The sequence below is a fragment of the Planctomycetia bacterium genome, assembly GCA_015075745.1.
Classification (GTDB): domain Bacteria; phylum Planctomycetota; class Phycisphaerae; order UBA1845; family UTPLA1; genus UTPLA1.
This window is the reverse complement of sequence record JABTTW010000001.1, coordinates 1909094-1935749: the sequence shown is the minus strand read 5'-3', so window position 1 is coordinate 1935749 and position 26656 is coordinate 1909094. Positions and strand designations below refer to the sequence as shown.

Below are 26656 nucleotides of genomic sequence, written 5' to 3'. Positions count from 1 at the left end.
CGCATGAGCGCGCAACCGGTGAAGGAAACTATTCCCGCCCCATTAACCACCGCGCGCCCCAGAAGCATCGCCGCCCTGGTCGCGATCGTTCTCCTCGGCGCAGGCCTGCGACTCTGGCGGCTCGACGCCGTCCCCCCCGGCATCAATCAGGATGAAGCCGTCCACGCCTACGACGCGTGGTGCCTGCTCAAGACGGGGCGCGATCACGACGGTGCTGCCTGGCCGATCTTCTTTCGAGCATTCGGCGACTACCACCCCGGCCCCTTCGTTTACACGATCATTCCGTTCGAGGCAGTCCTGGGCCTTCGCGTTCTAGCGGCGCGTCTGCCCGCCGCGCTCATCGGAGTCGCGGGCGTCCCGCTTGCATATCTGCTCATGCGAAAACGCTACGGCGAAAACGCGGGGCTGCTCGCCGCCGCGCTGCTGGCGATCTCTCCATGGCACGTCCACCTCAGCCGCCTCGCATTTGAGGCCGGGACTTGCCCGACTCTGCTTCTACTGGGATACGTCCTGCTGCAATCCGCCCATCTCTCTCAGCCCGCCGCGTCTTTGCGCGGGTCGGGCCGCGCCCGGCAACTGCTCATCCTGCTCACCGCCGGGCTCGTCTTCGGGCTGACGACATGGACTTACCACGCCATGCGAGTAGTCGTTCCAGCCCTGCTGATCGCCACGCTCTGGCTTTATCGCCGCCAGGCGCGGCAGCTTCTGCAAATGCCGAGTGCGCGAGTGAGTGTCTTCGCCGTCACGGGCGGCCTCCTCATCGGCTTAACGCCGTTTCTCGCCGCGACGATCCACGCCCCCGAGCAGGTGTGGGCAAGGGCCGCGGCCGTCGTCAGCGGCTCAGGCGATCAATCCATCGCCGCCGCCGGACTATCCTTGCTGAAAAACTACGCGTCACATTTCTCGCCGACGTTCCTGTTTTTCCACGGAGACCAATCGGAAATCCAATCCGTGCCCAATTACGGACAAGCGCACTTCCTCGCGATGGCGCTCCTCCCATTGGGGATCATCCACATTCTCCGAAATTGGCGCGGCGACCGATTCGGCAGGCTCCTTCTCGCTTGGCTGCTCATCGGCCCCGTCCCCGCGGCCTTCACAAATTGGCACGGCGGCCACGCACTCCGCGGCGTAGGAATGCTCCCGGCTCTGGAACTCATCTCCGCGCTCGGTGCGGTCCAATTGTTTCAATTTGCCCAGAAGCATTCGCAATCGCTCGCGCGCATGGCGACCACCGCCCTGGTCGGACTCATGCTCGTCGGAACTGGCCTTTTCTGCCGGCGGTTCTTCGTCGAGTACCCGATCCGCTCCGCCCCCGCGTTTCAATCGGAATGGGCCGACGCATTTGCTGAAGTGAAGGAGAAACAGGACGACTACGACCTCGTCCTACTCTCCCCCGATCGCTCGAATCAACTCGGCATGCTCTACCTTTTCTGGACGCAAATGGACCCCGCCGCCTATCAGAAGGGCGACAAAGATATCGAGCAGCTCATCGGCATCGAGCGTATCACGCGCATCGGCAAGGTCGTCTTCCGCCCCAGCGCATACCTGCCGATCCTCGGCCCGCAGCTATCGCCGTGCGCCCGAGTGCTCGTCGTCGAGCGGCCCGATATTCCCGTCGCCGGCGCTAAACTGATGTCATTCAAGCTGCCCGATGGACGCGAAGCGCTGGTGATGTACGACCTAACGACCAGTGACATTCCCACCGCGCCACCCTGTCCAAACGACACGCCGAAGTAGCGCCCGAAGAGCCATTCAACTTTGTCAGGACGAAATCTCGTCCGACCACAAGCGCTGAACGGCATCGTCCACGTCCGTCAGCCCGCGCTCCCGGGCATCAACGAAGGCCGTCACATCCCCGTCCGCGGGCATCTCCTGAAAGTACCGCCGAACCGTCGGCGACAAGTATCGCGAGAGCTGCGCAAGACTATGCGCATCGCCCCTGGCGTGCTTGCGATGGTAGTAGCGAATCGGGAAATAAACGTACAGCCAATCCCTGGCCCGCGTCATCGCGACATACAGCAGTCGCCGCTCCTCTTCCTCGCCCGCCTCATCGGAAAGCGCCATGTCCGACGGAATCATGCCGTCAGCCGCATGGATGATATGCACCACATCCCACTCGCATCCCTTCGCCGAGTGAATCGTGCTCAGCGTCAACCAGTCCTCCTCCAGAAACGGCGGACCGGCAAGATCGCTCGTGCTCGTCGGCGGATCGAGCGTCAAGTCAGTCACGAAGCTGGCCCGTGAGCGATAGGTTGACGCGATCTGCTCCAATTGCTCGATGTCGCGCAAACGGATCGTCGGGTTCTCGTAACGCTTCTCAAAAATCGGCTCATAAAATCGGCGAAGCCGTTCGATCTGGCTGACCAGCGGCGGTTCGATGCGACGCGAAGACATCGCCGTGTCGAGGTTCTCCGCCGGCGGCGGCGCGGCAAGGTCGATCCCGCAGCAGTCGGCGAGCGCGACGCGCAGCTCGGCCCACTGCTCCCGCGCCGATGGCGGCGCGACCGGTGGCTTGAAGAAAAGCCTCAGTAGCGGCGATGGCCCGGCAGGCGCCGGCGCGCCGCTTCGTCGCACCCCGAGCTCGCCGATGATCCGCTGCGCCGACTTCGGCCCGACGCCTTCGAGCATCAACAAAATGCGATACCACGACAGCTCATCGAACGGATTCTCCAGAATCCGCAGAAATGCGAGCATGTCCTTGACGTGCGCCGCCTCGACGAACTTCAAACCGCCGAACTTGTGAAACGGAATTTTCCTCCGCGCCAGCTCGACTTCAAGCTGATCGCTGTGATGCCCCGCGCGAAACAGGACCGCCTGCCGCATCAATGGAATACCCTGCTCAAGATGCATGAGTATCTTCCGGCAAACGCTCTTGCACTGCCGCTGCTCGTCGAGGCACGTGATAAGTACCGGCCTCTGATGCGAGATGCGATCCGACCGCAGGTTCTTCGTGAATCGCTCCTTCGCCTGATCCATCACCGCGTTCGATGCCGCGAGGATCGGCTGCGTCGAGCGGTAATTCTGCTCCAGCGTCACCATCCGCGTTCCCGGGAATTGCGCAGGAAAGTCCAGAATGTTCCGGACCGTCGCCGCGCGAAACGAGTAGATCGACTGCGCATCATCGCCGACCACCATGATGTTCTTCCGCGTTCGCCTCAGTCGCAGCAGAATCTGGCTCTGAATGGCGTTCGTATCCTGATATTCATCGACGAGCACATGATCGAACCGATCGCCCATCGCCTCGCCCGCCCCGGGCGCATCGCAAAGCGCGTTCCACACAAGCAGCAAATCGTCGTAGTCGAAGACGTGGCTATCCCGCTTGCGCCGCGTGTACGACTCAAAGATCTTCGCGATCGTCTCGATCTCGTCACGGCACCACGGAAACTGCCGCATCAACACCCGATCGAGCTTCTCCTGCGAATTGACCGTGCGCGAATAAATCGAGACCAGCGTCTCCTTTCGGGGAAACCGCCGATCGCTCTTCGTCACGCCGAGCTCGGTGCGAATCATCCCCATCAGGTCCGCCGCGTCGGATTGATCCATCACCGTAAAGTCGCCCGGGATCGCCATCGCGTTTCCATAAATACGCAGCAGCCGGTTCGCCACCGCGTGAAATGTTCCGCCCCAGACGCACCCGGTGGAGTTCTGCCCCGTCATCTCCTCGGCCCGGCGGACCATCTCGGCGGCCGCCCGGCGGGTAAACGTGAGCAGCATGATCCGCTCCGGCGAAACGCCCTGATGAACGAGATAAGCCACGCGGCAGGCGAGCGTCTTGGTCTTCCCCGTACCGGCCCCCGCGACGACAAGAAGCGGCCCATCGCCGTGTGTCACGGCCTCGCGCTGAGCGGGGTTCAGGGTGTCCAGCCATTCCGGCGTCATGTTCCAAGGCTCTCCGGGACTGCGCGGCGCAGACGCGTGAAGGAATTTCGACATCATAGCCCCAAACCCGCGTACGGCTCGACATCGCTTGTCGGCGTGCCTTTACCGCCCAGCGGCCCAGTCAGCTTGGCCCCCGTCCCGCAACGGGTTGCCCCCCCGCGCCGCGCGCGGGAGAATCACAATATCACCCACCCGCAAACACCCGGAGGCCGGCCTTGAAGCTCTACACAAAACGCGGCGACGACGGAAAGACCTCTCTCTTCGACGGCAGCGAAGTCTCCAAGGACCATGCCCGCGTCGAAGCGTATGGTTCGATCGACGAACTCAACGCATTCCTCGGCGTCGTTGCGGCCGTGGCGAGCGAGCGCCCGCCCTTCGCCGCCGATCGAAAGTTTGCCGATCGCGTTCGATTGATTCAGGCCGAGCTGTTTCAACTAGGCGCCGACCTCGCCACGCCTGAGGACGCAAACAAGCGCGACAAGGTGCCGAATATCACCGAGGCGGAGTCGAAACGATTGGAAGGCTGGATCGACGAGGCCTGCGCCGCATCGCCGCCGCTCACCAGCTTCGTTCTGCCCGGCGGAGACCTGCTCGCGGCGCAGCTCCACGTCTGCCGGACCGTCTGCCGCCGCGCCGAACGCTGCGTCGTCACGCTTGCGGAAACCGTGCAGTTCAACCGGCAGATCATCATTTATCTGAACCGGCTCAGTGACCTCCTCTTTGCCTGGGCCCGCTGGGCCAACAGCATCGCCGGTGTCGCGGACGTGCCCTGGGTGAACCCGAAGGGGTAAGGACTCGTAGAAAGTGCTCTTGAGAGCAGGGCACCATTCCGGGCCAGGATTGATTCAAAAAGGGCGAGCAGCATGTCAACCATCCAAGAGCGGCGCGCCGTATTTCGCGATCTCCACAAAAGCGGTTGCTTCGTCATGCCGAACCCCTGAAACGCCGGAAGCGCCGCCTGCCACATCCCCTCGGCCAATTTCCTTGACCATCAGCGTCACGACATCGGCGCCGTCGAAGTCGCTTCCGAATTCTCCCGCGATCGGCGATCAGTTTCTCCTTGAAGACATGGAAGACCATGACTCATTCCTCGCGGCCTACGAGTTTCTCGAATCAAAGTCGAAATGGGGAATGATCGAAGACCTCTTCGGCGGCATCGGCATGGAAGTACGGCGACAGGTGCCCCTCGCGCAATACCCTCAGGGTGCCAAAATGCTGACCCGGCTCGCAAACCAGATGGACGAGGCCGCGCGAAACGTAAATCGCAAGGCCCGCGATCTCGACAGGAAAAACGTCCGCGACTGGCGCGAGCTTTCGCGCCAATCGAAGTTCAGCCTTCCTTGATCTCCGATGCTGCCGTCCGCAGCCTGCGCCGACGTCGAAGCCTGGCGATCACCACGATACCGGCCGTAAGTAGCGCGACCGGCGCCAGCACCTGCGCCCACGCCGCCGTCAGGATCGACTTATGCACCAGCGTCGAGTGCGCCTCCGCATTCTTCGGCAGCAACCCGACGAACTCGCCCGCATGATGCAGCGCACTGACCGCCAACGAGCCCTCGGGAATTTCCGTGTGACACGAAACACACAGCCCCTGCCGGCTCATGTTGGCCCGCTCCTCGTTGTTCAGCGGTCGATCCCGCTTGAAGTGATGCCCGACGGTCTGTATCTGCTGGCCGTCCTCCGTCACCACGCGCGACCAGTCTCCCACCAGCCCCTCAATCGGCTCAATCTGCGGCCGCGCGTTCTTCGAAAGCACGTGCCCGTCCGCCGTGGTCAGATCGACATAGTGCGCCTCGTCCCATGGCTTGGTCAGCCGTCCGCCGTCAATGCCGTATCCCAGCGCCTTGTCCGACAGGTGACACGACTCGCAGGTGCGCGCCCGCTTCTGAATCGTATGCGGCTGCGTCGGGCTCGTGTCCACCCCGATCGGCCCCTCAGCGCCCGCCCCCTCGGCAAATGGCTCCGCGCGGAAGATCTTGTTCCGAATGATGTCCTTGCCATCCTCGCCTACGACAGTGACGGCCACCTGACACCCCGGCACGATCGGCGTCACCCGACCCTCGCCATTGACGCCCAGCGCCGGGTCCTCCCACCGAAGGAAAGACCGCTCCTCAGTCGTCTCACCGGGAATCGGCAATTCATATTGCGTTTCACCTGCCCCGTTACGATCGCACTGTCCGTGCCGATGCCCCGCCGCCGTCCAGTCGAAGCCGGTCTTCCCGCCGGAGTAGTCAATCTTGACGTGACAACCGTAGCACTGCGGCGTCCATGTCGCATGGCACGAATAGCACTCCATCTTTTGCATATGCTTGGAGACACCGTGCATGGCAAGCTTCGCCTCTTTCGAAAGCCGCTCCTCCTCCATCAGCAGCTTCAACGGTTTAAGCTCGATGTCCTTCCCGGCGGCGGTGTGAACGATGACGCTGTTTCCTCTCCGCACCGAGCCCGGCAGCGGATTGCCCCGCGCCGTCAGCAGATACCCATCCTGCGCCGGATGGACCGTCCCCTGATCGAGCGGCGGATACAACGAAGCAGCCGTCCCGCGCGGCGGGCCCGTGATCGGCGGATGGTCGTCATACTCATCCATGTATCCGATGGGCAATTCCCACGGATACGCCTCCGGCGTCCCATGGCAATCCGAGCACTCAATCTCCACCGCCGCGAGATTCGTACACGCGAGAAACCCGTCGCTGTGCACGTCGTTCGAAGTATGACAATCCTGGCAGAGCATGCCTTTCTGATTGTGAACGTCATCCTGAAGGCTGATGTAATGCTTGGTGTGCAGCGGAAGCTGGCCGCCGCCGCCCTCGGTGTACGGCGATGAATACGCGCTCTCCATCAACCCTTGATAGGAAACGCCGATCCGCTTCCCGCGATTGTGACACACCGCGCACGTCTCAACAGGGATGCCGCTATATGTGTGATCGTTGATCGTGACCTTTGCCTCGCGCGTCGCCTGAATGCTGTGCACCAGCGGATGGCCCGGCTTGTCTTTGGGGATCGACTCGTCCGCCCCTTCGTAAAACCCCTCCACGCCATACGGCAGGTGACACGCCGAGCACCCCATGCCGCGATAGTCGCCGCGCACCTGGCGCCCCTGCACCGCCCAGTGACACCGATTGCACTGATCGCGGATATACGTAAACGCCGCCTCCTGCGGATTCGACGCCAGCCGATCCATGTCCGTCGGCGCGGCAGGCAGTTGCGTCAGCGCATTCGGAAAGACCTGCGGCTCCTTCTTCGACAGTGCCTCCATGTACGCCCGATAGACGTCCGTCCCGATCCGCGCATGCGGGTCCTCCGGGTTGGTGACGTCGTAATTGCCCCACTTGTGCTCGTATCCCTCCAAACCGCCGAAGGCCCATGCCGTCCCCTGAATCTTGCCCGCCTCGGTCATCATCAGGCTCGTCCACTGCGTCGATACATGACGCTCGTGACATTGCCCGCACGTGTTCGCATTAATCCACGGGCTGCTCGGGTCGGGGTAAAAGCTCTTGCCCGCGTGCGCCGCCTCGGCCGTCGTCGCCTGAGGGTCGCCGCCGTGGCACACCACACATCCGGCCGGGTCGCCGGAATCGCGGCCGATCGTCATGATCCGCCGCATCATCTCGCTGCTTGGGTCGCGGATCCATTCGACGTTCTGATGGCAGACGACGCACTGCGAACCGGATGGATACTCAGCCGGCGTCTGGAAGGCCCTTGCCGCCGGCGCGCAGATCGCCGCCGCCATGAAGATCATGCAAAATAAAACACGTGGTCGCGGCAAGGCGAACTCCCTGGTGGCCCGGGTACATTACCGTTGGAAGTGATTCTCGCTCCAGCGATGCACCCCATTGTACCCGAACAGGCGCGAGGCTGCACCCCCGATTGCCGCCGAGTACAATTCGCGGCGAGTTGGGTCGATCCACTGGTGATCTATGCCGTCCAATGGATGTGCCGGCCACGAATGGGTGCCATACTAACGGCACTTTCTAATGACGCGGACACGACGAGCCATGCCACCGCAGCCATACACGATCGAGCGACTCTCGCCCTCGGTCAACGGCGACGATCTTCGCGCCCTTGCCGGGCTTCTTTCCGAAACCGTCGCATCCGGCGAAGCAGTCAGCTTCCTCGCGCCGCTGTCGATCGAAAGCGCCGAAGAGTGGTGGCGAAAGACGATCTCCGACGCCCACCCCCGCGCCGTCTTTCTCGTTGCCCGCGATGAGGGCCAAATCGTCGGCACCGTCCAGCTCCACCCCGCCTGGGCCCCCAACCAGCCGCACCGCGCCGAAGTCGTCAAGCTGCTCGTCGATCAATCCGTGCGCCGCGCCGGCCTCGGCACGGCCCTGATGCACGCCGTCGAAGACGCCGCCCGCGCCGCCGGCCTCACCCTCCTCACCCTCGATGCCAAGCGCGGCGGCGCCGCCGAGCGCCTGTATCGAAGGCTCGGCTGGACCCACGTCGGCACAATTCCCCGCTTCGCCATCGACCCCGACGGCAAGACCCCGCACGACGCGGTGATCTTCTTCAAGGACCTCATCTAGCACGACGATTCGCGCTGGGGCCGTTCGCCCGGCCGGCGCGCTTTGCCCACCCTTTCTACCGCTCCTGATTATGGGGCGGCGCACTTTCCTTCGTTGCCGCATCAGCGTGGCCGGCGCTGCGAGAAAAAAGATCGCGCCGATTCCGCCCGAAAACAACGCTCCCCCTCTCGAAGTCGATTGTATTCTCGGTTTCGTCTCGGCAGGTCCGAGAAGCGCGCCGTTATCACCCGCCGGTCGAAAGTTTTGATGGAGAATTCGCCGCACGAGCCGATTTTCTAGCCCGCATATTTCATCAGTGATCTTCGAATGGTGATGGACGGAGTTTTTCGGCTTTGTGCGTGAGCGGAGGGACGAAGGTGGAGGTTGGAGCGCGCAGGGCCCCCTTACCCCCAAGCGGTGATCAGGTTGTTTTTCGGGTCATGATGGGGCGGGCGGGATCAGGCGGAGTCGTGGAACCAGGGATCGCCACAGGTCCTGCAGGGGGCAGCTGCTCGACAGTCGCAGTACGACGCGGCGCACGGAGACGACCACCCGCGCGGCGACCTTGAAGAGTTTCAGGCGAATGGTGTTCACCTGGGCCTCGGCCAGTTCGGTGCCGGCCAGGGCCGTGCGGCGCAGCGTTTCCACCAGGACGTAGGCCGCCGAGGACAACAGCAGCCGGAACTGATTGGCCAGGAAGGCGTGGCAACTGGTGCGATCGGCGAAGAGCCCGAGCTGCTGCTCCTTGATGCGGTTCTCCATGTCGCCGCGGGCCGTGTACAGACCGTCGTAGATATCGTTCGGCGTGCGGTCGGTCAGGTTGGTCACCACGAATCGAACGTTGGGCCCCTGAACCAGCCGCTCGGCCTTGACGATCACGCGGCGCGGGCGATCCCAGGTCTGCGCCGCGTACTCGATCTCGTGGAAGTTCCGCACCTTCTGCTGCGTGGTGGCGAACTGGGCCTCGGCCGCCTGCATGAAGGACTCGGCCGCTTTCTCCAGGACGGTGTTGCGGGCCAGGCCCAGCACGTACTTGACGCCGTGCCGGTCGCACCATTTCATCATTCGCCGGCGGCAGAAGCCGGAATCCCCGCGGACGATGATCCGCACCCCGGGCCACGCCTGTCGCAAGCGCTGCACCAGCAGCTTCAGGATGGGCCAGGCGTGATGGGCCCCGTCGATGTTGCTGGGCCGCAGGTAGGAGACCAGCAGCCGCGAGCCGCAGAACACATACAGCGGTAGGAAGCAGTGGTGGTCGTAATAGCCGTGGAAGAAGCGGCCTTCCTGGTTGCCGTGGATCGGATCGTCGGTCGCGTCGAAGTCGAGGATCAATTCCTCCGGCGGCGATTCATAGGACGCGATGAACTGCTCCACCAGCACACGCGACATTCGTGCCAGGTCGCCGCGCGTGACGCGGTTCTCCAGCCGGCACAAGGTCGGACTGCTGGCCAGCGGCTCATCCGCGCTCGGCGGCCGCCCGGTCAGGACCGCCAGCACGGGATCGCTCCGCAGGGCTTGATGGTCGTTGAGATCTTCGTAGCCCATCGCAATGGCAAAGATGCGCTGGGCCAGCATGACCCGCTGGTCATGTTGAATTCGGGCCGGATCACGCGGGTCGTTGATGACCCCGGCCAGTTGATCGACCAGGCCCAGACGCCGCTCGACCTCCCGAAGCAGCAGACCCCCGGCGTCTGAGGTGAGCGTTCCGCCTGTGAAATCGGCCACGATTTTCTTGCGGCCGAGACTGGAAAAGAACATCGGTTTGCTGTTACAGTCTGTCACGAAAAAGCCTCCCTGCCTATGGACCGGAATGTTCTTAAGAAACCCCAGTCTACAAGGCTTCGAGGCTTTTTCTATTCCTATTCAACGCCGACCTGATGAAATATTCGGGCTAGCCTAGTATTTCTTGGACACACAGGGGGAAGGGGCGCGCCTCGCTGCGCTATGAACGCGGCGCCTCCGACAGCTACTGAAATGACATTCGGGATACGCATTCTCAACCCAGAGGAGATACGCATCATGCGCCTCAAGTTCCTGCCCATTTTCATTCTGTCGTGCTTCGTCTTCGCCGGCAGTGCCCGCGCCGGGATGATCACCGCCACATATTCGGTCGATGCCGGCGGCTCCAATGCCAACCCGCTCAATGGTCTCGGCGCCATGGCCACATTCGAAACGTCGGGCAGCACGCTCAACATCCTCCTCAAGAACACCAGCACCGGCATGCCGGCTGGCTTCGACACCGCCGCGTCGCTGCTCGTCTCCCTCGGAATGTCTCTGCCGACCGGCTTTTCCATCCTCTCCGGCAACACCGCCGTCGTCGGGCCCGGCTCCGTCGGCGTCTCGCAATGGTCGAGCTTCACGCCCGGCTCCAGCGTGGCCAATGAGTGGGCCTGGACGAATGCAGGCGGCGGCGATCTGCTCGGGACTTACAAACAGGTCATCAGCACCAGCTCCGGCAACCAGGGCCTCACCCACTTCACCGGCGGCTCCGGCAGCCTCGGCGGCCCCTACGGTGGAATCGCCGCAAGCCCGCTCCTGGCCAACATCCCCGGCTCGCAGCGCGCGGTGAGCAATTCAATCGCCTACTCACTGACGCTCTCCGGGGCCCTGTCGGATCAGCAGCTTGCCGCTGTGGCCAACGGGAGCATCGTCGAGTTCGGCTCCGACGTTCGCTACCTGAAAGTCCCCGAGCCCGCGGCGATCGGCCTCCTGACCCTCGGCGCCCTGCTCCTCGCGCGCAGCCCGCGGCGCACAGCGCGAAGGTAATTAATCCGCCGCTCGCCCATGCCGGCCGCTTGCCGCTCGTGCGTGAATCCGCTCGTGCGTGAATCCCTTCTCGCACGCGGCCCGATGGGAATCCCTTCCCATGTCCTCGCTTCCCGGCGGGGCCTTCCCGCGCCCAAACCGCGCAAAACCCAAGGTGACATAAGGTGACACAAGCCTTGCGGAAACCGTGCCAACTTCTGTGACGAGCATGTGTTGGGGCAGTGCGAGTTTTTGGTGGTTTTTGGTGAAAACGACCTGAGATGCGAGGCTGAAGACGACAGGGTTCAGGCCGCAGGTTTGAGGTCCAGGCCTTGCAGTCGGGATCGTCGTTGCCGGTGACATCAGGCACTCCCTCACGGGTCATGGTTGGATCGATCTCCATTTACTCATCCTTGCTCCGCGCTTGCGCCTCCGGCTCATGACGCTCAACTTCCTATTGGTACCCAGCACGTGAATCCCATCCTTCACGTATGTCCTCCTGGACTCCATCTCACTCGTATGCCGTTGGGAATTCTGCCCTTAGCCCCGTAGGGGCGCCGGATTGTAGCCACGGGTGGAGCGAAGGCGGCGCTAGCCGCCGAGCGCAACCCGTGGAAAGAATCGCGCAGCGCGACCCGCCCCGGTAGGGGCGGAGGAGTTCTTCGACTCCGCAGCAAAGCATCAATCACACACATACCGCTCGTCGAATTCGATCCCGTGTGCCGTAAGCAACCGCAGTAACTCCGATCGAAAATCCTCACGCCGATGATGCTCAGCCTGATTCGAGATGTACTTCTTGACCGTGTCCTCCTGCGACTTGCTGACCGAAAATGCAGAGTAGCCCTCTTGCCACGCAAACGCGGCGAGTCTCGGAAAAGTCTCATGGACCCACTTCGACGACCGCGCTTTCACGACTCGCATCAGATTTGAAATCGACTCGTCCGGCCGCCAGCGCAAGTACAGGTGCACATGATCCTCCATGCCGCCGACGTCGAGCAGTGTCCCCTTCTCAGTGCGAACAATCCCGCCGATGTACGGGTAGAGACGCTCTGCGATTTGCGCACTGATCCATTTCTCGCGATGCTTGGTGCTGAAGACGACGTGTAACAGAACCTGCGAGTACGTGCCGGGCATGCGACACCTATTGGTAAACGAAAGCTTCCAACGCCCCTCCGGGGCTTATCATACTCGCCGAACCATTCCACGGGTTCCGCATCGCCAACGGCTGACGCCTCGGCGATGCTCCACCCGTGGCTACAACCCTGCGCCCCGTTGGGGCTTAAGAATGCGCGCCCTCTGGGCGACTACCCAGGGCCGCTCGCCTTCTGGTCGAGTAAAAAATGCGTTCGCCGGCGCGAGCGCGGAGCAAGAGTCTCCTATGAAATGTTCACGCCCACCGCCAACTTGCGCCCAGTTGTCTTGTCAGACATCGATTCCGTTCCGCGCCGCAGCGTCAGCCTGACATCCGTTTCACTGTGTCACTTTTCCGACTCGTTTTTCAAGGACTTACAAACGAACTTTCCCGAGACTTTCCGTGCCCTTTCGGGCATACACCGGTCGTGTTTCACCTTGCCCGTTTTCACGAAAAACCGCCAAAAACCCGAAGCGCCCCAACACGTGCCCGCCACGCGAGTTGGCACAGTTTCCGAAGGCCTTGTGTCACCTTATGTCACCTTGGATTTGCACGCGCCTGCGCCGCCCGGCGAGGGTTTCAATCGTCTCTCACACAAGGCAATCAGAATGCACGAATCAATGGCTGCGGCGGGAAAGGAATACCATGCCGAAACTCGAGATGGCGCAAAAAAACATGGCCGCAAGCAAGAGCCCGTTGATGGGCTTGGAGTTGATTTGCGAATGAATCAGGGAACCTCCGGCGATGACAAACGCCGTGACGCCAACCGCCATAAGCACGTTGCCCAAGATTTCTTGTGCCCGCTTCGAACCGTCTTGGCTCATTTCGGTGCCCGCCTCCGCCCCTACTCCGTTGGCGCGAATTCCTTCGGGTCCAGCTTCCGGAACAAAACCTCCGGCGCGGGGCCCAGCGTGTGGCCCACTGCCAGTGGTTCAGCCGCCGTGGCCCAGGTCCATTGCTCCTTCGGCACATTCAGCGAGACGCGAATCTTCTCACTGGCAAACGGCAGGAACGGCTCGAGCAGGACGCCCAGCGTGCGCACCGCCTGGATGCAGGTATGCACCGTCGCCGCGCACAGGGCCATGTCCGTCTTTCGCGAGGTCCACGGAGCCCGCGTGTCGATGTACCGGTTGCACGCCCGAAAGGCCTCCATCACCCGGCCGAGGCCCGCCTTGTATCGCGTGGATTCGATCTCGTCGGCGACCTCATTGGGCAGCTCGCGGATCATGTCGAGCAGTTCTTTCTCCAGCGCGTCGGATTTTTCCGCCGGGGGCACCTTGCGGCCGAAGTCCTCGGTCACGATCTTCTGCCAGCGATTCACGAAGTTGCCCAGTGTCGCGATCAACTCGGCGTTGTTCCGCTCGACGAACTCGTCAAAGCTCCACGCCGTCCGCTGCGACTCGGGCGCGTTGATGGTCAGGTAGTAACGAAGGGGGTCAGGATCGAATGATTTAAGATAGTCCTCAATCCAGACGGCGGTGCCGCGGCTCTTGCTGATCTTCTCTTCCTCGCGACCAGGGAACTTGATGTTCAGGAAGGCGTTGGCCACCACGTTCGTCGGAAGCTGATAGAAGCCCTCGTCCTTCGGCTTGGTGTAGTTGCTGCCGCGCGCGGCGATCTCCGCGGCCGTGAACTGCGTGCCCAGCAGCATCGACGGCCAGATCAGCGCGTGAAAGACAATGTTGTCCTCGCCGATGAAATGGATGATCTCGCAGTCCGGGCTCTGCCACCAATCCTTGTATTTGCGCCAATCGCCGTCGCGCTCCTGGCACAAGGCCGCCGTGAAGCTCACGTATCCGATGGGCGCATCGAACCAGACGTACAGCACCTTGCCCTTGGCGTCCGGGTCTTCCAGCGGAACAGGCACGCCCCACTCCAGGTCGCGCGTCATGGCCCGCTCGGGCAGGCCGGTGCGAATCGAACCGAGGGCGAAGTTGGTGACGATCGGCCGCCAGTCGAGCGACACCAGGCTGAACCAGTCGGCCAGCATGCCCTGGAACTTCTCCAACTGGAGATACCAGTGCGTCGTGGTGCGCTTTTCCGGCGTCGTCTGGGTGATGGTGCTGATGGGGTTGATCAGCTTGAGCGGGTCAATGCTGTTGCCGCACTGCTCGCACTGGTCGCCCAGCGCCGCGGGATTGCCGCACGGCTTGCCATCGGGCATCTTGTGATAGCAGGCCCCGTTGACATAGCGATCCGGCAGAAACTTGGACGCCTGGACGTCGTAAAGCTGCTCCGTCGTCCGCTTCACGAAGTGACCGTTCTTGTGGATGGTCTTGAAGAAATCCTGGCTCAACTGGTTGTGCAGCTCGACGAACTGCGGCTGGTGCGTGCCGCCGTAGATGTCGAAGTGAATCCCCAGCCCCTCGAAGTCGGTCGCCTGCCGCTTGTTGTACCGACTGCAAAGCTCCGCCGGCGTCGTGCCTTCCTTGCGGGCGGATATCTCAATGGCCACGCCGTTGTCATCGCTGCCGCAGATGAACCGGACGTCGTCCCCGCGCGAGCGCAGGTAGCGCACCATGATGTCGGCGGGCAAATAGGCCCCGGCCACGTGACCGACGTGCAGGCGGCCGTTCGAATAAGGCAGGGCGGCAGTGATGAGAAAGCGGCGTTTCGCCATGACAACTCCAGGGTGAATGAAACGGCGCTGATTCTACGGACGTTTCCGATCTGCGCAAAGCAGCGAATGCGAGGGCGAAAACGCCCCGGATATCCGCCAGGACTTGGATGGATCGGATATCGCCGTCGCGCGCGGTCAGGCGCGCTGGGCGATCCAAGCGCACAAATCCTCGATGAATGCCGTCGGGTCCGCGTCGAATTCCAGGGTGTGGTGCCCCTCGGGGTACATGGTGATCTGCCGATCCGGCGAAGGCAGATCGCGCAGCCAGTCGCTCGAGCGGTCGTTGTGAATGATCTTGTCGTGTCCCGCGAGCAGCAGATGAACGGGGTTTCGATAGGCCGACTCGGCCAGCCGCGACGTGCTGCGATCCAGTCGCCGCGAGATCAGCAGGAATCCCGCGGTGACCTGTGCGAGCTTCAGTCGGTCGCCCTCGACGAAGCGAATCCGCTCGGGGTTGTTGGTGAACATGCGCGCGTCGTTCAGCGGGATGTCGTAGGCGCGCTCGCGGTCGTTGACGATCGAGAGGGCGATGCGAATCTTCTCCGTGGCCGAGACGTCTACTCTCGGAAAGAGGCCGGGCGCGATCAGGGACATCGTCGCGACCTGCTCCGGCAATTTCGCGGCCAGCGCTACACAGAGCTTGCCGCCCCAACTGACGCCCACGAGATGCGCCGCGGGCTTTCCCGAGATTCGCAGGACTTCGCTGAGGCTCTCCTCGGCGTCCTGCACCGATCGTTCGATCGACGGCGAGTGACCGCGCTGGGCCTGATTGAGCCCGCTGCCGCGGCGATCGGGCATCAGGACGGTGAAGCCCGCCTCGGCGAGTCGGGCGCCGGACATCTCGTACCATCCGCCGTGCGATTGAATCCCGTGAAAGTAGAGCACCGCGCCGCGCGGCTCCGGCGGGCGCCACCATCGCACCGCGGCGCGGTAGCCGTCGGAATAGCGAAGCGTTTCGATGCAGGGCTGGAGCATGGATAAGACACTAAGGCAGGTTGCTGTCGGTATCAAAGACCTATCGGGGATTGTTTACCCGATAGGGGCCTTTTTTCCGGTCCGACTTGTTATGGAGCGCGGACGTGATATGCTATTGGGTGCCTGTGGTGGTTTTGCAACCCGCCTCGGGTTTGCACCCCCGCCTGCACAGTCCCTCCTCGCCCAAGGGTCGAACAAAATGACTCCCCGAACTTCGTTTTGCGAACAGAGTCTCCGGAATTCTGCTGGCGGTTTGATCAGACTGTGTCTGTCGGCGGCGGTCGCATTGCTGCTTACTGGCGCGTGCGATGCGCAGCGACTTGCAACCGATGGCACGGGCGGAACTTTTTCCGCGCCGGCGGGCAATCCATTGCCGCAGGTTGAGGCCGACGCCGCCGGGCTCGCTGCGCGCGAGATTGAGGATGCCGACATCGTCAAGGTCGTCGGCGACCGCGTGTATGCGCTCAATCGATTCAAAGGTCTGATCATCATCGACGTGGCGAATCCTGATGCGCCGTCGATTCTCGGGCAGTTCGACCTTCGCGGTCGCGGCGTCGAGATGTATGTCGTGGGATCGCAGGTCTTTGCCCTGTTGAGTGCGGATTACTACTTTCCCTATATCGAGGGCGGTCCTATCGGCGCGAGTTCGTCGATCGCGCCGGACGTGTTTCCGCCGCCTGCGCCGGACTTTGACGGAAGCCAGCTTGCGATCATTGACGTGAGCAATCCGGCAGCGCCGGCGCTGCAAGGCAAGATCAACCTCGTTGGCTTCGCCAACGATAGTCGGCGCGTCGGGAATGTGATTTACGTCGTCGGACGAACCCTGATTCCCTACGAATTCGATTCCATGAGCGGCGACGATCATGTTGATGAGGGCTTTGTCGCGTCGATCAACGTGGCCGACCCGGCCAACATCGTTCCCGTTCAGCGCGAGACGTTTGCGGGGGCGGGACTGGAAATGCACGTAAGCGAGTCGCTTCTGTCGGTCGCGAGTCGCAATTACGATGTAAACTCCGGCCAGTCGATGACCCGTGTGCAACTGGTGGACATCACTGATGCGACCGGGGTGATCGACGTGCGCGGATTCTTCAATGTGCCCGGCGCGATTCGCAATCGCTTTTATATGGATGATTTCGGCGGCGTATTTCGGATCGCCACCGAGTCGGGGGGATTTGGCTTCCGAAAGGTGCGCGTATTCACCTACGATCTTGCCGATCTCGACAACGTCGTCGCGCTCGGCCAGGTCGAAGTCATACAGGGCGAGTCACTGGAGGCGGTGCGATTCGACGGCGTAAAGGGCTATGTTGTCACGTTTCTGCGGGTGGATCCGCTTTTCGTGGTTGATCTGAGCGATCCGACGGCGCCTTCGGTCAGCGGTCAGCTTGAAGTGCCGGGTTTCTCGACGCACATCGAGCCGCGGGGCGATCGGCTCATTGCCATTGGTATTGATGACACCGACGGGCGGCGGCCGGCCGTGGCGTATTACAACGTCGAAGACCCCACCAATCCGACTCAGATCGGTCGAGTCGTTCTGGGTCCGCCGGGCTCTTTCACGGAGTCGGAGGCAGTCTATGACGAGAAGGCGTTTAAGATCGTCGACGAGCTCGGCCTGATCGCGGTTCCGTTTACCCATTATGAGTATTCCGGCGATCCTGTTCCATTGGGGGGGCCGAACGGCCAGGGGATTGTCCGCGACTATTACGTTCCGCAGTGCAAGAGCGGCGTGCAGCTTGTCGATTTCAGCGACGCGGCACTTTCGCAGAGGGGATTCTTCGAGCACGATGGCCGTGTCGAGCGCGTGGGGGTTGTGGGCAGCCGAGTCTTTTCACTGTCTCAGGCGGGCTTTCAGACAGTCGATATCACCGATCGTGACAAGCCGGCGGCCACGGGAAGCGTGGCGTTTTTCACACCTGATGAGATGTCGCGCTTTGCGATCGGGGATTGTGGCTACTACTTTCCGGGCCCGATCGATCCGGGATTTGGTAATGGATTCTTCCCGTGGCTCTCGTTGTTCCAGAGCATGTGCGGAGCGATGGGGGTTCTGCCGCTTGTGATCGTCTCTGCGGCCCTATTGGGCGGGAGAAGCTATGTGCGAGGTAGGAGACGCTCCGTCGCCTAGGGGCGCGAGAGTTGACTGAGCGATCCATCTAAGAGAGAAACTCCAGCGGATATCACGCAATCCAAAGCCAACGCGAGGGTCTATCTGGGTCATTTCTCAGTAGTTCCGCGAGCGTGCGACCTTTGACCGGGAATAATGAGATTCAATCGATTTGCACCGTGGACCTGGAACGGTCGTGGCAGGTCTATGAAGCGGCCAGAAGGGCATCGTAGAGCTGCTGAATGGTCTGATCGAGCGTTGGATGCACGAGGTCAGACGCGATCTCTGCAAGCGGCTCAAGGACGAACCGCCGCTCGTGGAGGAGGGGATGGGGGATCATCATTTCAGGCTCGGATCTTATTTCGTCACCGAAGATGAGGATGTCCAGGTCGATGGTACGCGGTCCCCAGGGAACTTCGCGCTTGCGGCCCAGGGACGCTTCAATCTGCTGGCAGACGGCTAATAGGCGCTCAGGCGACAAGGTCGTGCGAAGGTGCGCGGCGGCGTTGATGAATCGAGGCTGATCGTCCGGCCCGCCGACCGGCTCGGTCTCGAAGAGGCTGGAGACCTTGGCGACATCGATTTCCTTGGTCGTCTCGAGAGCGTTGAGCGCAGCGGAGATGTTTCGTTCTCTGCGTCCGAGGTTGGAGCCCAGGGCGATGTACGCGTTTTGCTTTTTTCTGCGACCGTTTACCACTTGATCCCCGCCAGCCGCGACTGGGCCGCAGCGATTCTTTCCTTCTCTACTGTCAGGGCGAAACGCACGTATTTGTCGGCGGCTTTTCCGAAGCCGATGCCTGGTATGGCGACGATGGCCGCCTCTTCCAGCAATTTCGAAGCGCACTCCATCGAGGCGTATCCTTCCGGACACTTCGACCAGACGAAAAAGGTCGCCCGGGGAAGCTCGGTGGCGAAGCCGTACTTATTTAACATCGGCACAAGGGCGTCGCGTCGTTCTTTGTAGATGCGTCGAATCTCGGCGACCTCGGGTCGGTCAATGCCTTCCAGGGCGGTGATGGCGGCATGCTGGATCGCGCCAAAGACGCCGGAGTCCATGTTTCCCTTGACCTTGGCGAGTGAGGCCAGCACTTCGGGATGGCCGACGGCGAAGGCGACTCGCCAGCCGGTCATGTTGAAGGTCTTGGAGAGCGAGTGCATTTCGATGGCGACGTCGATCGCGCCGGCGACTTCCATGATTGAATGCGGGCGGTCGTTGTCGTCGAAGTAGGTCTCGGTGTAGGGGGCGTCGGAGCAGATGATGAAGTCGTGCTTCTTCGCCAGGTGCACGCATCGCTCGTAGAAGTCCAACGGGGCGACGGCGCCGGTCGGGTTATTGGGATAGTTGACGAACATCAGAGCGGTTCGATCGAGCACGTCGGCGGGGATCGCGGCGAGGTCTGGAAGGAAGCCGTTCTCTTCGCGGAGCGGCATCTCGTAGGGAACACCGCCGGCGAAGATGGTCGCCGCGTTGTAGACGGGATAGCCGGGCGTGGGGATCAGGCCGATCTGGCCGGGGTTGATGACGGCAAGCGGCAGGTGGCCGAGGCCTTCCTTGCTGCCGATGAGGGCGATGATTTCCTTTTGCGGGTCGAGGGTGACGCCGAAGCGCTTCTTGAAGAAGTCGGCGGCAACGAGTCGAAACTCGGGCACGCCGGTATCGAAGGGATACTTGTGATTCTTCGCGTCGTAGATGGCCTGGGCCATGCGGTCGATGATGAATCTCGGTGTGGGCCGATCGGGGTCGCCGACGCCGAAGTCGATGACGTCTTTTCCGGCGGCGATGGCGGCGCGCTTCTTGCGGTCGATGTCGATGAATAGATAGGGCGGCAGGACGGCGAGCCGCTCGGGGCGCTCAAAAGGCATGGACAGACTCCGCGAGAGATTCCAATACTTCCAATCGGCGGATTGTACGAACTGGGCGGATGCAGCGTCAACGAACTAGGGAAGCTCCAATTCCACTTCGCGGTTCATGGCGGGGATTGAGAGCTTGATTTTCTTGTGGGTGCGCGGCGGGCAGTCGCGGTATTCGTAGAGTTGCAGTTTGACGGAATCCCAGATGGGATCGCCGCACTTCATCGGCCAGGACTCGACGAGGGCGAATCGGGCATCGTGCGCCAATAGTTCTCGCAGCATCTTGCGCGGAGGCGGATCGGCGTCGGCATAGGGGGTTGTCGGATATTCAGACTCGATGACGGCGTAGCGGATGCCGTAGCGATTGAAGAGGGCGACGATTTCCTCGGGCGAGTCGACGAATTGCTGGTAGTCGTATTTTTCGCGGGCGGCCCTTGCGTAGAGCAACTTGCTGGCGCGGAGCGGGATGATTTTGTCTCGCGCGGCGGCGTTTTGATAGACGTCGAAGATGAACTGGCCGTCGCGAACCGCGTCGATGAGGACGAGGTCGGCGTTTCCAAGGTCGACCAGTTTCGCCACGGCGGCGGCGTGGTCGGGCAACCGGCCTGTGTCGTGGGACCGAGCGAGGACGCCCTGCACGAAAACGAGGGTGCTCAGGAGCGCGAGTCGCGGCGCGGCGGATGACCAGGAGAGGGTGTTCTTCGAGCCTTCGGATGACTCTGAGACGAAACCGAATCGGACGGCGGCGAACGCCAGCGGAGGAATCGAGAAGAACAGGTAGCGCGGCTCCTTTGCGGCGATGGAGAGACTGAAGCCGGTCCATGCGGCGAACCACAGCAGCAGGAGTGCGCGGGGGCCGCGGTCAGGCTTCATGATGAAAGTGAGGAGGCCGAGAAGGGCAATGGGCACGAGCGGCCAGCCGAGGATTTCCGCCGGCCAATGGGCCAGGCCGGTTAAATCGAACGATACCCGTAAGAGTTGCGATGGCAGGGCGGTGTACTTTCGCGAGAAGAGGATGTATGCGCCGATGATTGCGCAGGCGACGATGATGCTCGCGATGAGCGACGGCCTAAGGAGATGTTTGCGGCGGTCGGGTTGCAAGAGCGACTGGACGAGCAGTACAGGGAGAATGAAGCCTGCCGTCTGCTTGGTCATGAATGCCATGACGATCGCTGCCGCCAGCGCGATGGCCCAGATTGGACGATGCGCCTGTCGGTACTGCTCGTAGGTCCAGACGGAGGCGAGAATCCAGAATGTCGCCGGCCACTCGAGCATCACGTCGTTCATCCACAAGAGTCCGTGCGGACATGTGATGAGAAGCAGTGAGGCGAGGAGGCCGGTGGGGCGGTCGAACCATCGGCGGCCGAGCAGGTACATGAGCCAGCCTGCGCCGAATGCGAAGACGAGGACGGTCGCGCGTGCGACTGCGATGTTTACGCCGAAGATTGCGAAGAGTCCGGCCTCGACGACGGCGAAGCCGGGCGGGTAGTAGACGATTATTCCGAGTGCGGGATAGCGAAGATAGAACTGTTCCGCCCATTCGCGGGCATGATCGAGGGGCCAGTTTCGGAAGAACTCGTATACGAATACGCCGTCGAAGGTGTGGTTGGGGGCGTCAGACCAGCCGAGGCCGCCTTCGGTGATGCCTGGAGCACCGGTGAGGAGGACCGCGATGAGGATGAGAATCGCGGCGATGAGATCGCAGCGACGGGAGCCCATCGACGCGGCGGGAATGTCGGTAGAAGTGTTTTCGGTCATGCCTGGGCGAACTGAAAGTCCACGACCTGCATTTCGACTGTTCGTCGGCCGTTCCACTCATTGATGATCGGCCGAAAGGCCACGCGACATCGACGATGATCGAGGAGCGCGGGCTTGAGGGCGGCCTGACCGAAGGCGATGGCTTTGAACTGCCTGCGTCCCTCGGCCAGCGTGACTTGCAGATGGGTGCCCTTGCCGCCGACGGTGCGCGGCTCGCCGACGATTTCCAGTTCGCTGGTGGCGAGGAGGGGGGCGGGATTTCCGGTGCCGAACGGCTCGAGCCGCGACAGGTCGTGGACGAGCGGTTCATCGAGCTGGCCCAGGGAGACTTGATCGTCGATCGTCAGTTTGGACTGCATGTCGCGCGAGGTGAGGAGCTGGGCTGCGCGGGCGGCGAAGGCATCTCGAAAGGCGTCCACCTTTGCGGCCTCGATCTTCAGACCTGCCGCCATCGCGTGGCCTCCGTACTGGATGAGGTGTTCGGCGCAGTCGGCGAAGGCCCGATCGAGCGGGAAGTTTTTTATGCTTCGGGCCGAGCCCTGGCCGGTGCCGTTTTCGATGGCGATCATGACGGTCGGTTTGCCGAACGACTCTGCGATGCGGCCGGCGACGATTCCGATGACGCCAGCGTGCCAGCCGGGGGATGCCAGGACGATGGCGCGAACGGCGTCTGAATCCTGCCCGGTGTCGGCGACCATCTGGTGGGCTTCGTTGGAGATGCGGCGCTCGAGTGATTGGCGGTCCTTGTTGAGCTGGTCGAGGTGTTGGGCGATCTTCATGGCTTCGTCGGGGTTAGCGCGGGTGAGCATCTCGACGGCGAGGCGGGCGTGACCCATGCGGCCGATGGCGTTGAGGCGTGGACCGAGTTTGAAGCCGATATCATAGCCCTCGAGTTTGCGTCCGGTGACGCCGGACATCTGGAGCAGTGCCTGTATGCCCGCCAGCTTGCTCTGGGGGAGGCCGAGGAGGCCGTGGTGGGCGATGATGCGATTCTCGCTGATGAGCGGGACGACGTCGGCCACGGTGCCCATGGCGGCCAGGCCGATGGCGTCGACGAGGAAGTCGCGCAGGTCCGGTCGGACCTTTGCCGCTCCGCTGACGCGCTGGGCGATCGCCCATGCGAGCTTGAGGGCCACGCCTGCGCCGGCGAGATGGGGATTGGGGTATTCGGGATCGCCGGGCAGGGTGACGCCGGGATGGACGATCATTGCGTCCGGCAGTTGGGGGTTTCCGTTGGCGTCGCGGTGTGGTTGGTGATGATCGGTGATGATCAAATCTACGCCGCGCCGGCGGGCGAGTTTTGCCGGCTCAATCGCGGTGATGCCGCAATCGACGCTGATGATGAGTTGGGCGCCGTCATCGGCGAGGCTGCCGATTGCGTCGGCGCTGATGCCGTAGCCCTCTTCGAGGCGATGGGGGATGTAGAAGCCGGGAGAAGCCCCGGCGATGGTCAGACAGTGCCATAGAATTGACACCGCGGTGACGCCGTCGACGTCGTAATCGCCGAAGATGACGATCTTTTTTCCGGCGCTCACGGCGTCGCAGATTCGCTCGGCGGCTCGGATGGTCGCCGGGAAGGCCTCGGGGGGGAGCATGTCGGTTAATTGCGGCTTCATAAACTGCCGGGCGACGGCGGCATCGGTTACGCCGCGATTGCACAGGGCCTGGGCGACGATGGGCGAGATGCGGAGCGTTCGGGCGAGGTCGTCGCGCTGGGCGGCGGGTGGTGGAATGACCCAATCCTTGGGCATGACGGCGTCCTTTGTAATTCGCGGGTAGCGGGCGTGTTCCCCGCTGATCGTCTGCATGGTACGCTGAGTCTTCGGCCGACGGCAAACCGGGCGGCTCGGATTTATCAGGCGACGATTCACATGGTGCGAATCAAGATTTGCGGGATCACGCGACTTGAAGATGCGATGGCGGTCGCCGAGGCGGGCGCGGATGCGATCGGTCTTGTCTTTGCGGATTCGCCCAGGCGCGTTTCGACGCGGCAGACGCGGGAGATTGTCGCATCGCTGCCGCCCTTCGTCAGTGCGGTCGGGGTCTTTGTGAATTCACGGGCGGCGACGATCCTCAGGATCGCTGCAGAGGTGGGAATCTCAACGGTGCAGCTTCACGGCGACGAGCCGCCGGCGATGGTCGGTCAGCTTGGCGGGCTGCGCGTGATCAAGGCGATGTCGGTGCGATACAAGGCGTTCGTTGACGATGTGCGCCGGTTCGCGGACGCCGGCGTGTGCGGCGTTCTGCTGGATGCATTCAATCCCGAGGCACGCGGCGGGACGGGAAAGCGCTTTGACTGGGACCTCGTTGCCGGGGCCCGCGAGGCGGGGGCGCTGGATGACGCCCCGCCGATCATTCTTGCCGGGGGACTGACTTCCGCGAATGTTGCGGCCGGGATTCGCCGTATACATCCATGGGCGGTGGATGCTTCAAGCGGCGTCGAATCTTCGCCCGGTATCAAGGATGCCGAGGCGATAGGGCGCTTTGTGGCGGCGGTTGGGAAGGGCAGAACTTAGCGATTGAGTCACGTCGATTGCTAGTTGTCTTTCGCTCCCTGGTCGATCCAGTCGCGGATTAGGTCTTGTTCCGCCTGATCGAGCGGGCTTGAGAAGAGGGGCATGCGCGAGCCGACTGGGGGGACGGGCGAGCTTACTTTTTGGAACAGCAGGCTGTTGGATGAATTGCCCGGGATGACGAGGGTGACGCCTGCGTTTTGTCCGCTTGGTTGATTCACGAGAGATGCAAACGATTGGCCTTGATCGAGTCGCATGGCGATATTCGGCAAGGCGGCTGCTCCGCCGTCGCGATGGCAGGCGGCGCAGCGTGTCGTGAAGATCGGCTGGATGTCGTTGGCGAAGGAGACGCCGGGGTCCTTGTCGTTGGTATCAGAGTCTGAAGGCAGGCCGCCAGGGACGATGGTTGTGTCACATCCGGAGAGAGCCCCCAGGGTTATGAGGATGGGGGCGATGGTGACGACGAAGCATCTCATGGTTTCTCCCTTTTGCGAGCCCAAAAGGTTGATGTTGATTGATCTTCACGGAATTATCCGATGCACCTGTCCGGTTTCGCCGGTGGGTCCGAGGTTCGCGGAACTCAGGAGGTAGAGTTCGCCCGCGGCATCCTGCCCGAAGCCGAGAATGAATCTGCCGAATCGAAGATCGGGACGATCGCGAACGCCGACTTCCCGCATCGACCAGGCGCCCTCGGCGGATTCTTCGGCGGCAAAGAGCGAACCGTCAGCGAAGGGCGGCCCCTTGCTGTAGTCGCCGAAGATGTATTGTCCGACGAGGGGGAGCGTGTTGCCGTGGTAGACAAATCCGCCGATGACAGCCGAGCCCTGCGGGCCGCCGGCGGGTTCGCTGTGGGGGTATTGCAGGATGGGGTCGGTGAGGGGCGTTCCATCGGCGGCGTGGGTATCGCAGTTCTGAGAGGGGACGACGGGATTGTCCAGGTCGAAACAAGAGAAGCCCTCTCGAATGCGCCAGCCGTAATTTGCACCGAGTGTCACAATGTTGACCTCTTCGAAGAGCGCCTGTCCGACGTCGGCGGCGAATAGTCGATTCTGTCCGGTTGATTCAAATGAGAACCGATAGGGATTTCGCAGGCCCCAGGCGAAGATTTCGTCGCGGGCGTTGGGGTCTGCGACGAAGGGGTTTGAGGGGGGCACTTGGTACGGCAATGCGCCGTTGACGTCGATGCGGAGGATTTTGCCGAGCAGGGAGTTTTTGTCCTGACCGTTGCCGATGGTCAGATTGTGTCCCGTGCCTTCATCGTTTGCGGCGCCACCATCACCGACACCGATATATAAAAATCCGTCGGGCCCGAAGGCGAGTTGTCCGCCGTTGTGGTTGGCCTGCGGTTTGCCGAATCGCAGCACGATGCGTTCGCTGGTTGAGTCGGCGCAATTCGCGTCGCCGGGCAGGACCGCAAACTCGGAGATGTGCGATTCAGAATCGAACCCGGCGGGAATGTCTGCTTGTTTCGGCGCGGTATAGAAGACGAAGAGGCGGCCGTTATTGGCATAGTCAGGATGGAATGCGAGGCCCAGGAGGCCGCGCTCGTCGAAGCTGGTGTTGATGGCGACCATCCGGTCGGCGAGATCGAGAAAGGGCTTGTCGAGCAGTTTGCCCGACGAGTCGATTACTCGAATCTTGCCAATTTGATCTATGACGAACAACCTGTTTGAGCCATCGGGCGGGGCCACCAGGCCGACCGGCGCGACGAGGCCATCGGCGATGAGTTCAAGCCCGACTTGTGTGGTCGGGGGCGGACCACCTCCCCCCAGAAGTCCGAGGATTGCCTCCAACAGGGTGCAACCGGTCGCCAGGGGAATGAGCACGAGGACGCTCAACATGCGTCGTCGCGTTCGAGAGGCAACGGTGGCTTGCTTGTGACGGGAATGTCGGTCGAGAGTCAACGAAAATGGAATCTCCATTCCTGGGGTTCCTCGATTGCGGCGGCGGTTAATGGTTGGAATCGGAGGTTCTACCGGAGCGAATCCGGATAGGCGAGGGCATTTTTTTAGGGAGAGCTTGCGACTCAGCCTTACTCACAATTATACTCTCAATCATGAAGACAAACGTGTTCGCGCAGAAAATTCTCACGGCGGGCCTCGGGTTCATGCTGGCCGGAGGATGTGCCCAATCGCAGAGAACGCCCGGCAAGGTTGCTCCCAACTTTGAGCTAACCGATCTGTCCGGACAGAAAGTGTCCCTGGCCCAGCACAAGGGCCACGTTGTGATGATCTGCTTCTGGGCCGTCGGGTGACCGCCCTGTCGTGCGGAGTCTCCGCACCTCAAGGCACTTGTAGAGAAGTATGAGAAGGACGGTTTCCGCCTTCTCGCGGTCAACGCCTGGGATGAGCCGGAGGCGAAGGTCAAAGAGTACGTCAGCAAGGAAAAGCTGGGGTATACCGTGCTGCTGAACGGCCAAAGCGTCCTTCGCGAGAGCTACTCGGGCAAGTCCATTCCGCATAATTTCCTGATCGACAAAGAGGGCCGCATCGCTTTTGACGAGGTCGGTTTCTCGAAGTCCGGCATGAAGGACATCGAGAAGCGGATTCAGGAATTGCTCAAGGAATAGACAGTTTTACG

Annotated in this window: 21 protein-coding genes and 1 pseudogene; 9 read left to right on the top strand and 13 right to left on the bottom strand. The window is 62.1% G+C overall.

The window, feature by feature from the left end; genetic code table 11:
• Nucleotides 1-3 precede the first annotated feature (3 nt).
• Entirely contained in the window at nucleotides 4-1737 is a 1734-nt protein-coding gene (locus HS101_07565; protein ID MBE7506132.1) for a glycosyltransferase family 39 protein, read from the top strand.
• 24 nt (nucleotides 1738-1761) lie between these two features.
• Here HS101_07565 and HS101_07560 read toward each other — a convergent pair whose 3' ends face one another.
• Nucleotides 1762-3879 carry an ATP-dependent helicase gene (locus HS101_07560; protein ID MBE7506131.1) on the bottom strand — a complete coding sequence of 706 codons (2118 nt, stop codon included), beginning with the start codon at nucleotides 3877-3879 and terminating at the stop codon, nucleotides 1762-1764.
• Nucleotides 3880-4094: 215 nt separating this feature from the next.
• Here HS101_07560 and HS101_07555 point away from each other — a divergent pair, with 215 nt between their 5' ends.
• Both HS101_07555 and HS101_07550 read left to right on the top strand, forming a co-directional pair.
• Nucleotides 4095-4670 carry a cob(I)yrinic acid a,c-diamide adenosyltransferase gene (locus tag HS101_07555; GenBank protein MBE7506130.1) on the top strand — a complete coding sequence of 192 codons (576 nt, stop codon included), beginning with the start codon at nucleotides 4095-4097 and terminating at the stop codon, nucleotides 4668-4670.
• A gap of 193 nt (nucleotides 4671-4863) precedes the next feature.
• On the top strand, nucleotides 4864-5223 hold the full coding sequence (locus HS101_07550; protein MBE7506129.1) for a hypothetical protein: 360 nt from the start codon (nucleotides 4864-4866) through the stop codon (nucleotides 5221-5223).
• Here the strand turns inward: HS101_07550 and HS101_07545 are convergent.
• Nucleotides 5210-7645, bottom strand: a complete 2436-nt coding sequence (locus HS101_07545) for a cytochrome C (GenBank protein ID MBE7506128.1) — start codon at nucleotides 7643-7645, stop codon at nucleotides 5210-5212. The genes HS101_07550 and HS101_07545 overlap by 14 nt on opposite strands.
• Nucleotides 7646-7874: 229 nt before the next feature.
• On the opposite strand from HS101_07545, the gene HS101_07540 reads away from it, so the two are divergent.
• A complete protein-coding gene (locus HS101_07540) occupies nucleotides 7875-8405 on the top strand; it encodes a GNAT family N-acetyltransferase (GenBank protein ID MBE7506127.1) in 531 nt (176 codons plus the stop codon).
• 417 nt (nucleotides 8406-8822) lie between these two features.
• On the opposite strand, the gene HS101_07535 is transcribed toward HS101_07540, so the two are convergent.
• Nucleotides 8823-10142, bottom strand: coding sequence for an IS1380 family transposase (locus HS101_07535; GenBank protein MBE7506126.1), 1320 nt, complete (start codon nucleotides 10140-10142; stop codon nucleotides 8823-8825).
• A gap of 261 nt (nucleotides 10143-10403) precedes the next feature.
• On the opposite strand from HS101_07535, the gene HS101_07530 reads away from it, so the two are divergent.
• Complete coding sequence (locus tag HS101_07530) at nucleotides 10404-11150, top strand: hypothetical protein (GenBank protein ID MBE7506125.1); 747 nt, start codon at nucleotides 10404-10406, stop codon at nucleotides 11148-11150.
• Between the two features lie 660 nt (nucleotides 11151-11810).
• On the opposite strand, the gene tnpA is transcribed toward HS101_07530, so the two are convergent.
• The 4 genes from tnpA to HS101_07510 form a co-directional block, all read right to left on the bottom strand.
• On the bottom strand, nucleotides 11811-12263 hold the full coding sequence (gene tnpA, locus HS101_07525; GenBank protein MBE7506124.1) for an IS200/IS605 family transposase: 453 nt from the start codon (nucleotides 12261-12263) through the stop codon (nucleotides 11811-11813).
• Between the two features lie 615 nt (nucleotides 12264-12878).
• Nucleotides 12879-13085: a hypothetical protein gene (locus tag HS101_07520; GenBank protein ID MBE7506123.1), complete on the bottom strand. Its 207-nt coding sequence runs from the start codon at nucleotides 13083-13085 to the stop codon at nucleotides 12879-12881.
• A 20-nt stretch (nucleotides 13086-13105) separates the two neighbouring features.
• Nucleotides 13106-14881: a methionine--tRNA ligase gene (gene metG, locus HS101_07515; GenBank protein MBE7506122.1), complete on the bottom strand. Its 1776-nt coding sequence runs from the start codon at nucleotides 14879-14881 to the stop codon at nucleotides 13106-13108.
• Between the two features lie 135 nt (nucleotides 14882-15016).
• On the bottom strand, nucleotides 15017-15856 hold the full coding sequence (locus HS101_07510) for an alpha/beta fold hydrolase (protein MBE7506121.1): 840 nt from the start codon (nucleotides 15854-15856) through the stop codon (nucleotides 15017-15019).
• A gap of 253 nt (nucleotides 15857-16109) precedes the next feature.
• Between HS101_07510 and HS101_07505 the strand changes: the two genes are divergently transcribed.
• A complete protein-coding gene (locus HS101_07505; protein MBE7506120.1) occupies nucleotides 16110-17975 on the top strand; it encodes a beta-propeller domain-containing protein in 1866 nt (621 codons plus the stop codon).
• 184 nt (nucleotides 17976-18159) lie between these two features.
• On the opposite strand, the gene folK is transcribed toward HS101_07505, so the two are convergent.
• The 4 genes from folK to recJ form a co-directional block, all read right to left on the bottom strand.
• On the bottom strand, nucleotides 18160-18651 hold the full coding sequence (folK, locus tag HS101_07500) for a 2-amino-4-hydroxy-6-hydroxymethyldihydropteridine diphosphokinase (protein ID MBE7506119.1): 492 nt from the start codon (nucleotides 18649-18651) through the stop codon (nucleotides 18160-18162).
• Nucleotides 18645-19817: an LL-diaminopimelate aminotransferase gene (locus HS101_07495; GenBank protein ID MBE7506118.1), complete on the bottom strand. Its 1173-nt coding sequence runs from the start codon at nucleotides 19815-19817 to the stop codon at nucleotides 18645-18647. The genes folK and HS101_07495 overlap by 7 nt, the downstream gene beginning before the upstream one ends.
• Nucleotides 19818-19892: 75 nt before the next feature.
• Nucleotides 19893-21563 carry a glycosyltransferase family 39 protein gene (locus tag HS101_07490; GenBank protein MBE7506117.1) on the bottom strand — a complete coding sequence of 557 codons (1671 nt, stop codon included), beginning with the start codon at nucleotides 21561-21563 and terminating at the stop codon, nucleotides 19893-19895.
• Nucleotides 21560-23371, bottom strand: a complete 1812-nt coding sequence (gene recJ / locus HS101_07485; GenBank protein ID MBE7506116.1) for a single-stranded-DNA-specific exonuclease RecJ — start codon at nucleotides 23369-23371, stop codon at nucleotides 21560-21562. Before recJ ends, HS101_07490 begins: the two co-directional genes overlap by 4 nt.
• 63 nt (nucleotides 23372-23434) lie before the next feature.
• Between recJ and HS101_07480 the strand changes: the two genes are divergently transcribed.
• A complete protein-coding gene (locus HS101_07480; protein MBE7506115.1) occupies nucleotides 23435-24079 on the top strand; it encodes a phosphoribosylanthranilate isomerase in 645 nt (214 codons plus the stop codon).
• A gap of 20 nt (nucleotides 24080-24099) precedes the next feature.
• On the opposite strand, the gene HS101_07475 is transcribed toward HS101_07480, so the two are convergent.
• Nucleotides 24100-24552 carry a hypothetical protein gene (locus tag HS101_07475; protein ID MBE7506114.1) on the bottom strand — a complete coding sequence of 151 codons (453 nt, stop codon included), beginning with the start codon at nucleotides 24550-24552 and terminating at the stop codon, nucleotides 24100-24102.
• A gap of 45 nt (nucleotides 24553-24597) precedes the next feature.
• Entirely contained in the window at nucleotides 24598-25917 is a 1320-nt protein-coding gene (locus HS101_07470; GenBank protein ID MBE7506113.1) for a PQQ-dependent sugar dehydrogenase, read from the bottom strand.
• 215 nt (nucleotides 25918-26132) lie between these two features.
• Here HS101_07470 and HS101_07465 point away from each other — a divergent pair, with 215 nt between their 5' ends.
• A complete protein-coding gene (locus tag HS101_07465; protein ID MBE7506112.1) occupies nucleotides 26133-26330 on the top strand; it encodes a redoxin domain-containing protein in 198 nt (65 codons plus the stop codon).
• 3 nt (nucleotides 26331-26333) lie between these two features.
• Nucleotides 26334-26645, top strand: a pseudogene (locus HS101_07460) (TlpA family protein disulfide reductase).
• Nucleotides 26646-26656: the final 11 nt, after the last annotated feature.

Excerpts from the sequence above, each read along its gene's own strand:
- HS101_07535 (MBE7506126.1), bottom strand. The coding sequence starts at position 10,142 with ATGTTCTTTTCCAGTCTCGGCCGCAAGAAAATCGTGGCCGATTTCACA.
- HS101_07540 (MBE7506127.1), top strand. The coding sequence starts at position 7,875 with ATGCCACCGCAGCCATACACGATCGAGCGACTCTCGCCCTCGGTCAAC.
- HS101_07530 (MBE7506125.1), top strand. The coding sequence starts at position 10,404 with ATGCGCCTCAAGTTCCTGCCCATTTTCATTCTGTCGTGCTTCGTCTTC.
- HS101_07490 (MBE7506117.1), bottom strand. The coding sequence starts at position 21,563 with ATGACCGAAAACACTTCTACCGACATTCCCGCCGCGTCGATGGGCTCC.
- HS101_07495 (MBE7506118.1), bottom strand. The coding sequence starts at position 19,817 with ATGCCTTTTGAGCGCCCCGAGCGGCTCGCCGTCCTGCCGCCCTATCTA.
- HS101_07520 (MBE7506123.1), bottom strand. The coding sequence starts at position 13,085 with ATGAGCCAAGACGGTTCGAAGCGGGCACAAGAAATCTTGGGCAACGTG.
- HS101_07510 (MBE7506121.1), bottom strand. The coding sequence starts at position 15,856 with ATGCTCCAGCCCTGCATCGAAACGCTTCGCTATTCCGACGGCTACCGC.
- recJ (MBE7506116.1), bottom strand. The coding sequence starts at position 23,371 with ATGCAGACGATCAGCGGGGAACACGCCCGCTACCCGCGAATTACAAAG.
- HS101_07565 (MBE7506132.1), top strand. The coding sequence starts at position 4 with ATGAGCGCGCAACCGGTGAAGGAAACTATTCCCGCCCCATTAACCACC.
- HS101_07465 (MBE7506112.1), top strand. The coding sequence starts at position 26,133 with ATGAAGACAAACGTGTTCGCGCAGAAAATTCTCACGGCGGGCCTCGGG.
- HS101_07470 (MBE7506113.1), bottom strand. The coding sequence starts at position 25,917 with ATGTTGAGCGTCCTCGTGCTCATTCCCCTGGCGACCGGTTGCACCCTG.
- HS101_07480 (MBE7506115.1), top strand. The coding sequence starts at position 23,435 with ATGGTGCGAATCAAGATTTGCGGGATCACGCGACTTGAAGATGCGATG.
- tnpA (MBE7506124.1), bottom strand. The coding sequence starts at position 12,263 with ATGCCCGGCACGTACTCGCAGGTTCTGTTACACGTCGTCTTCAGCACC.
- HS101_07475 (MBE7506114.1), bottom strand. The coding sequence starts at position 24,552 with ATGAGATGCTTCGTCGTCACCATCGCCCCCATCCTCATAACCCTGGGG.
- metG (MBE7506122.1), bottom strand. The coding sequence starts at position 14,881 with ATGGCGAAACGCCGCTTTCTCATCACTGCCGCCCTGCCTTATTCGAAC.
- HS101_07560 (MBE7506131.1), bottom strand. The coding sequence starts at position 3,879 with ATGACGCCGGAATGGCTGGACACCCTGAACCCCGCTCAGCGCGAGGCC.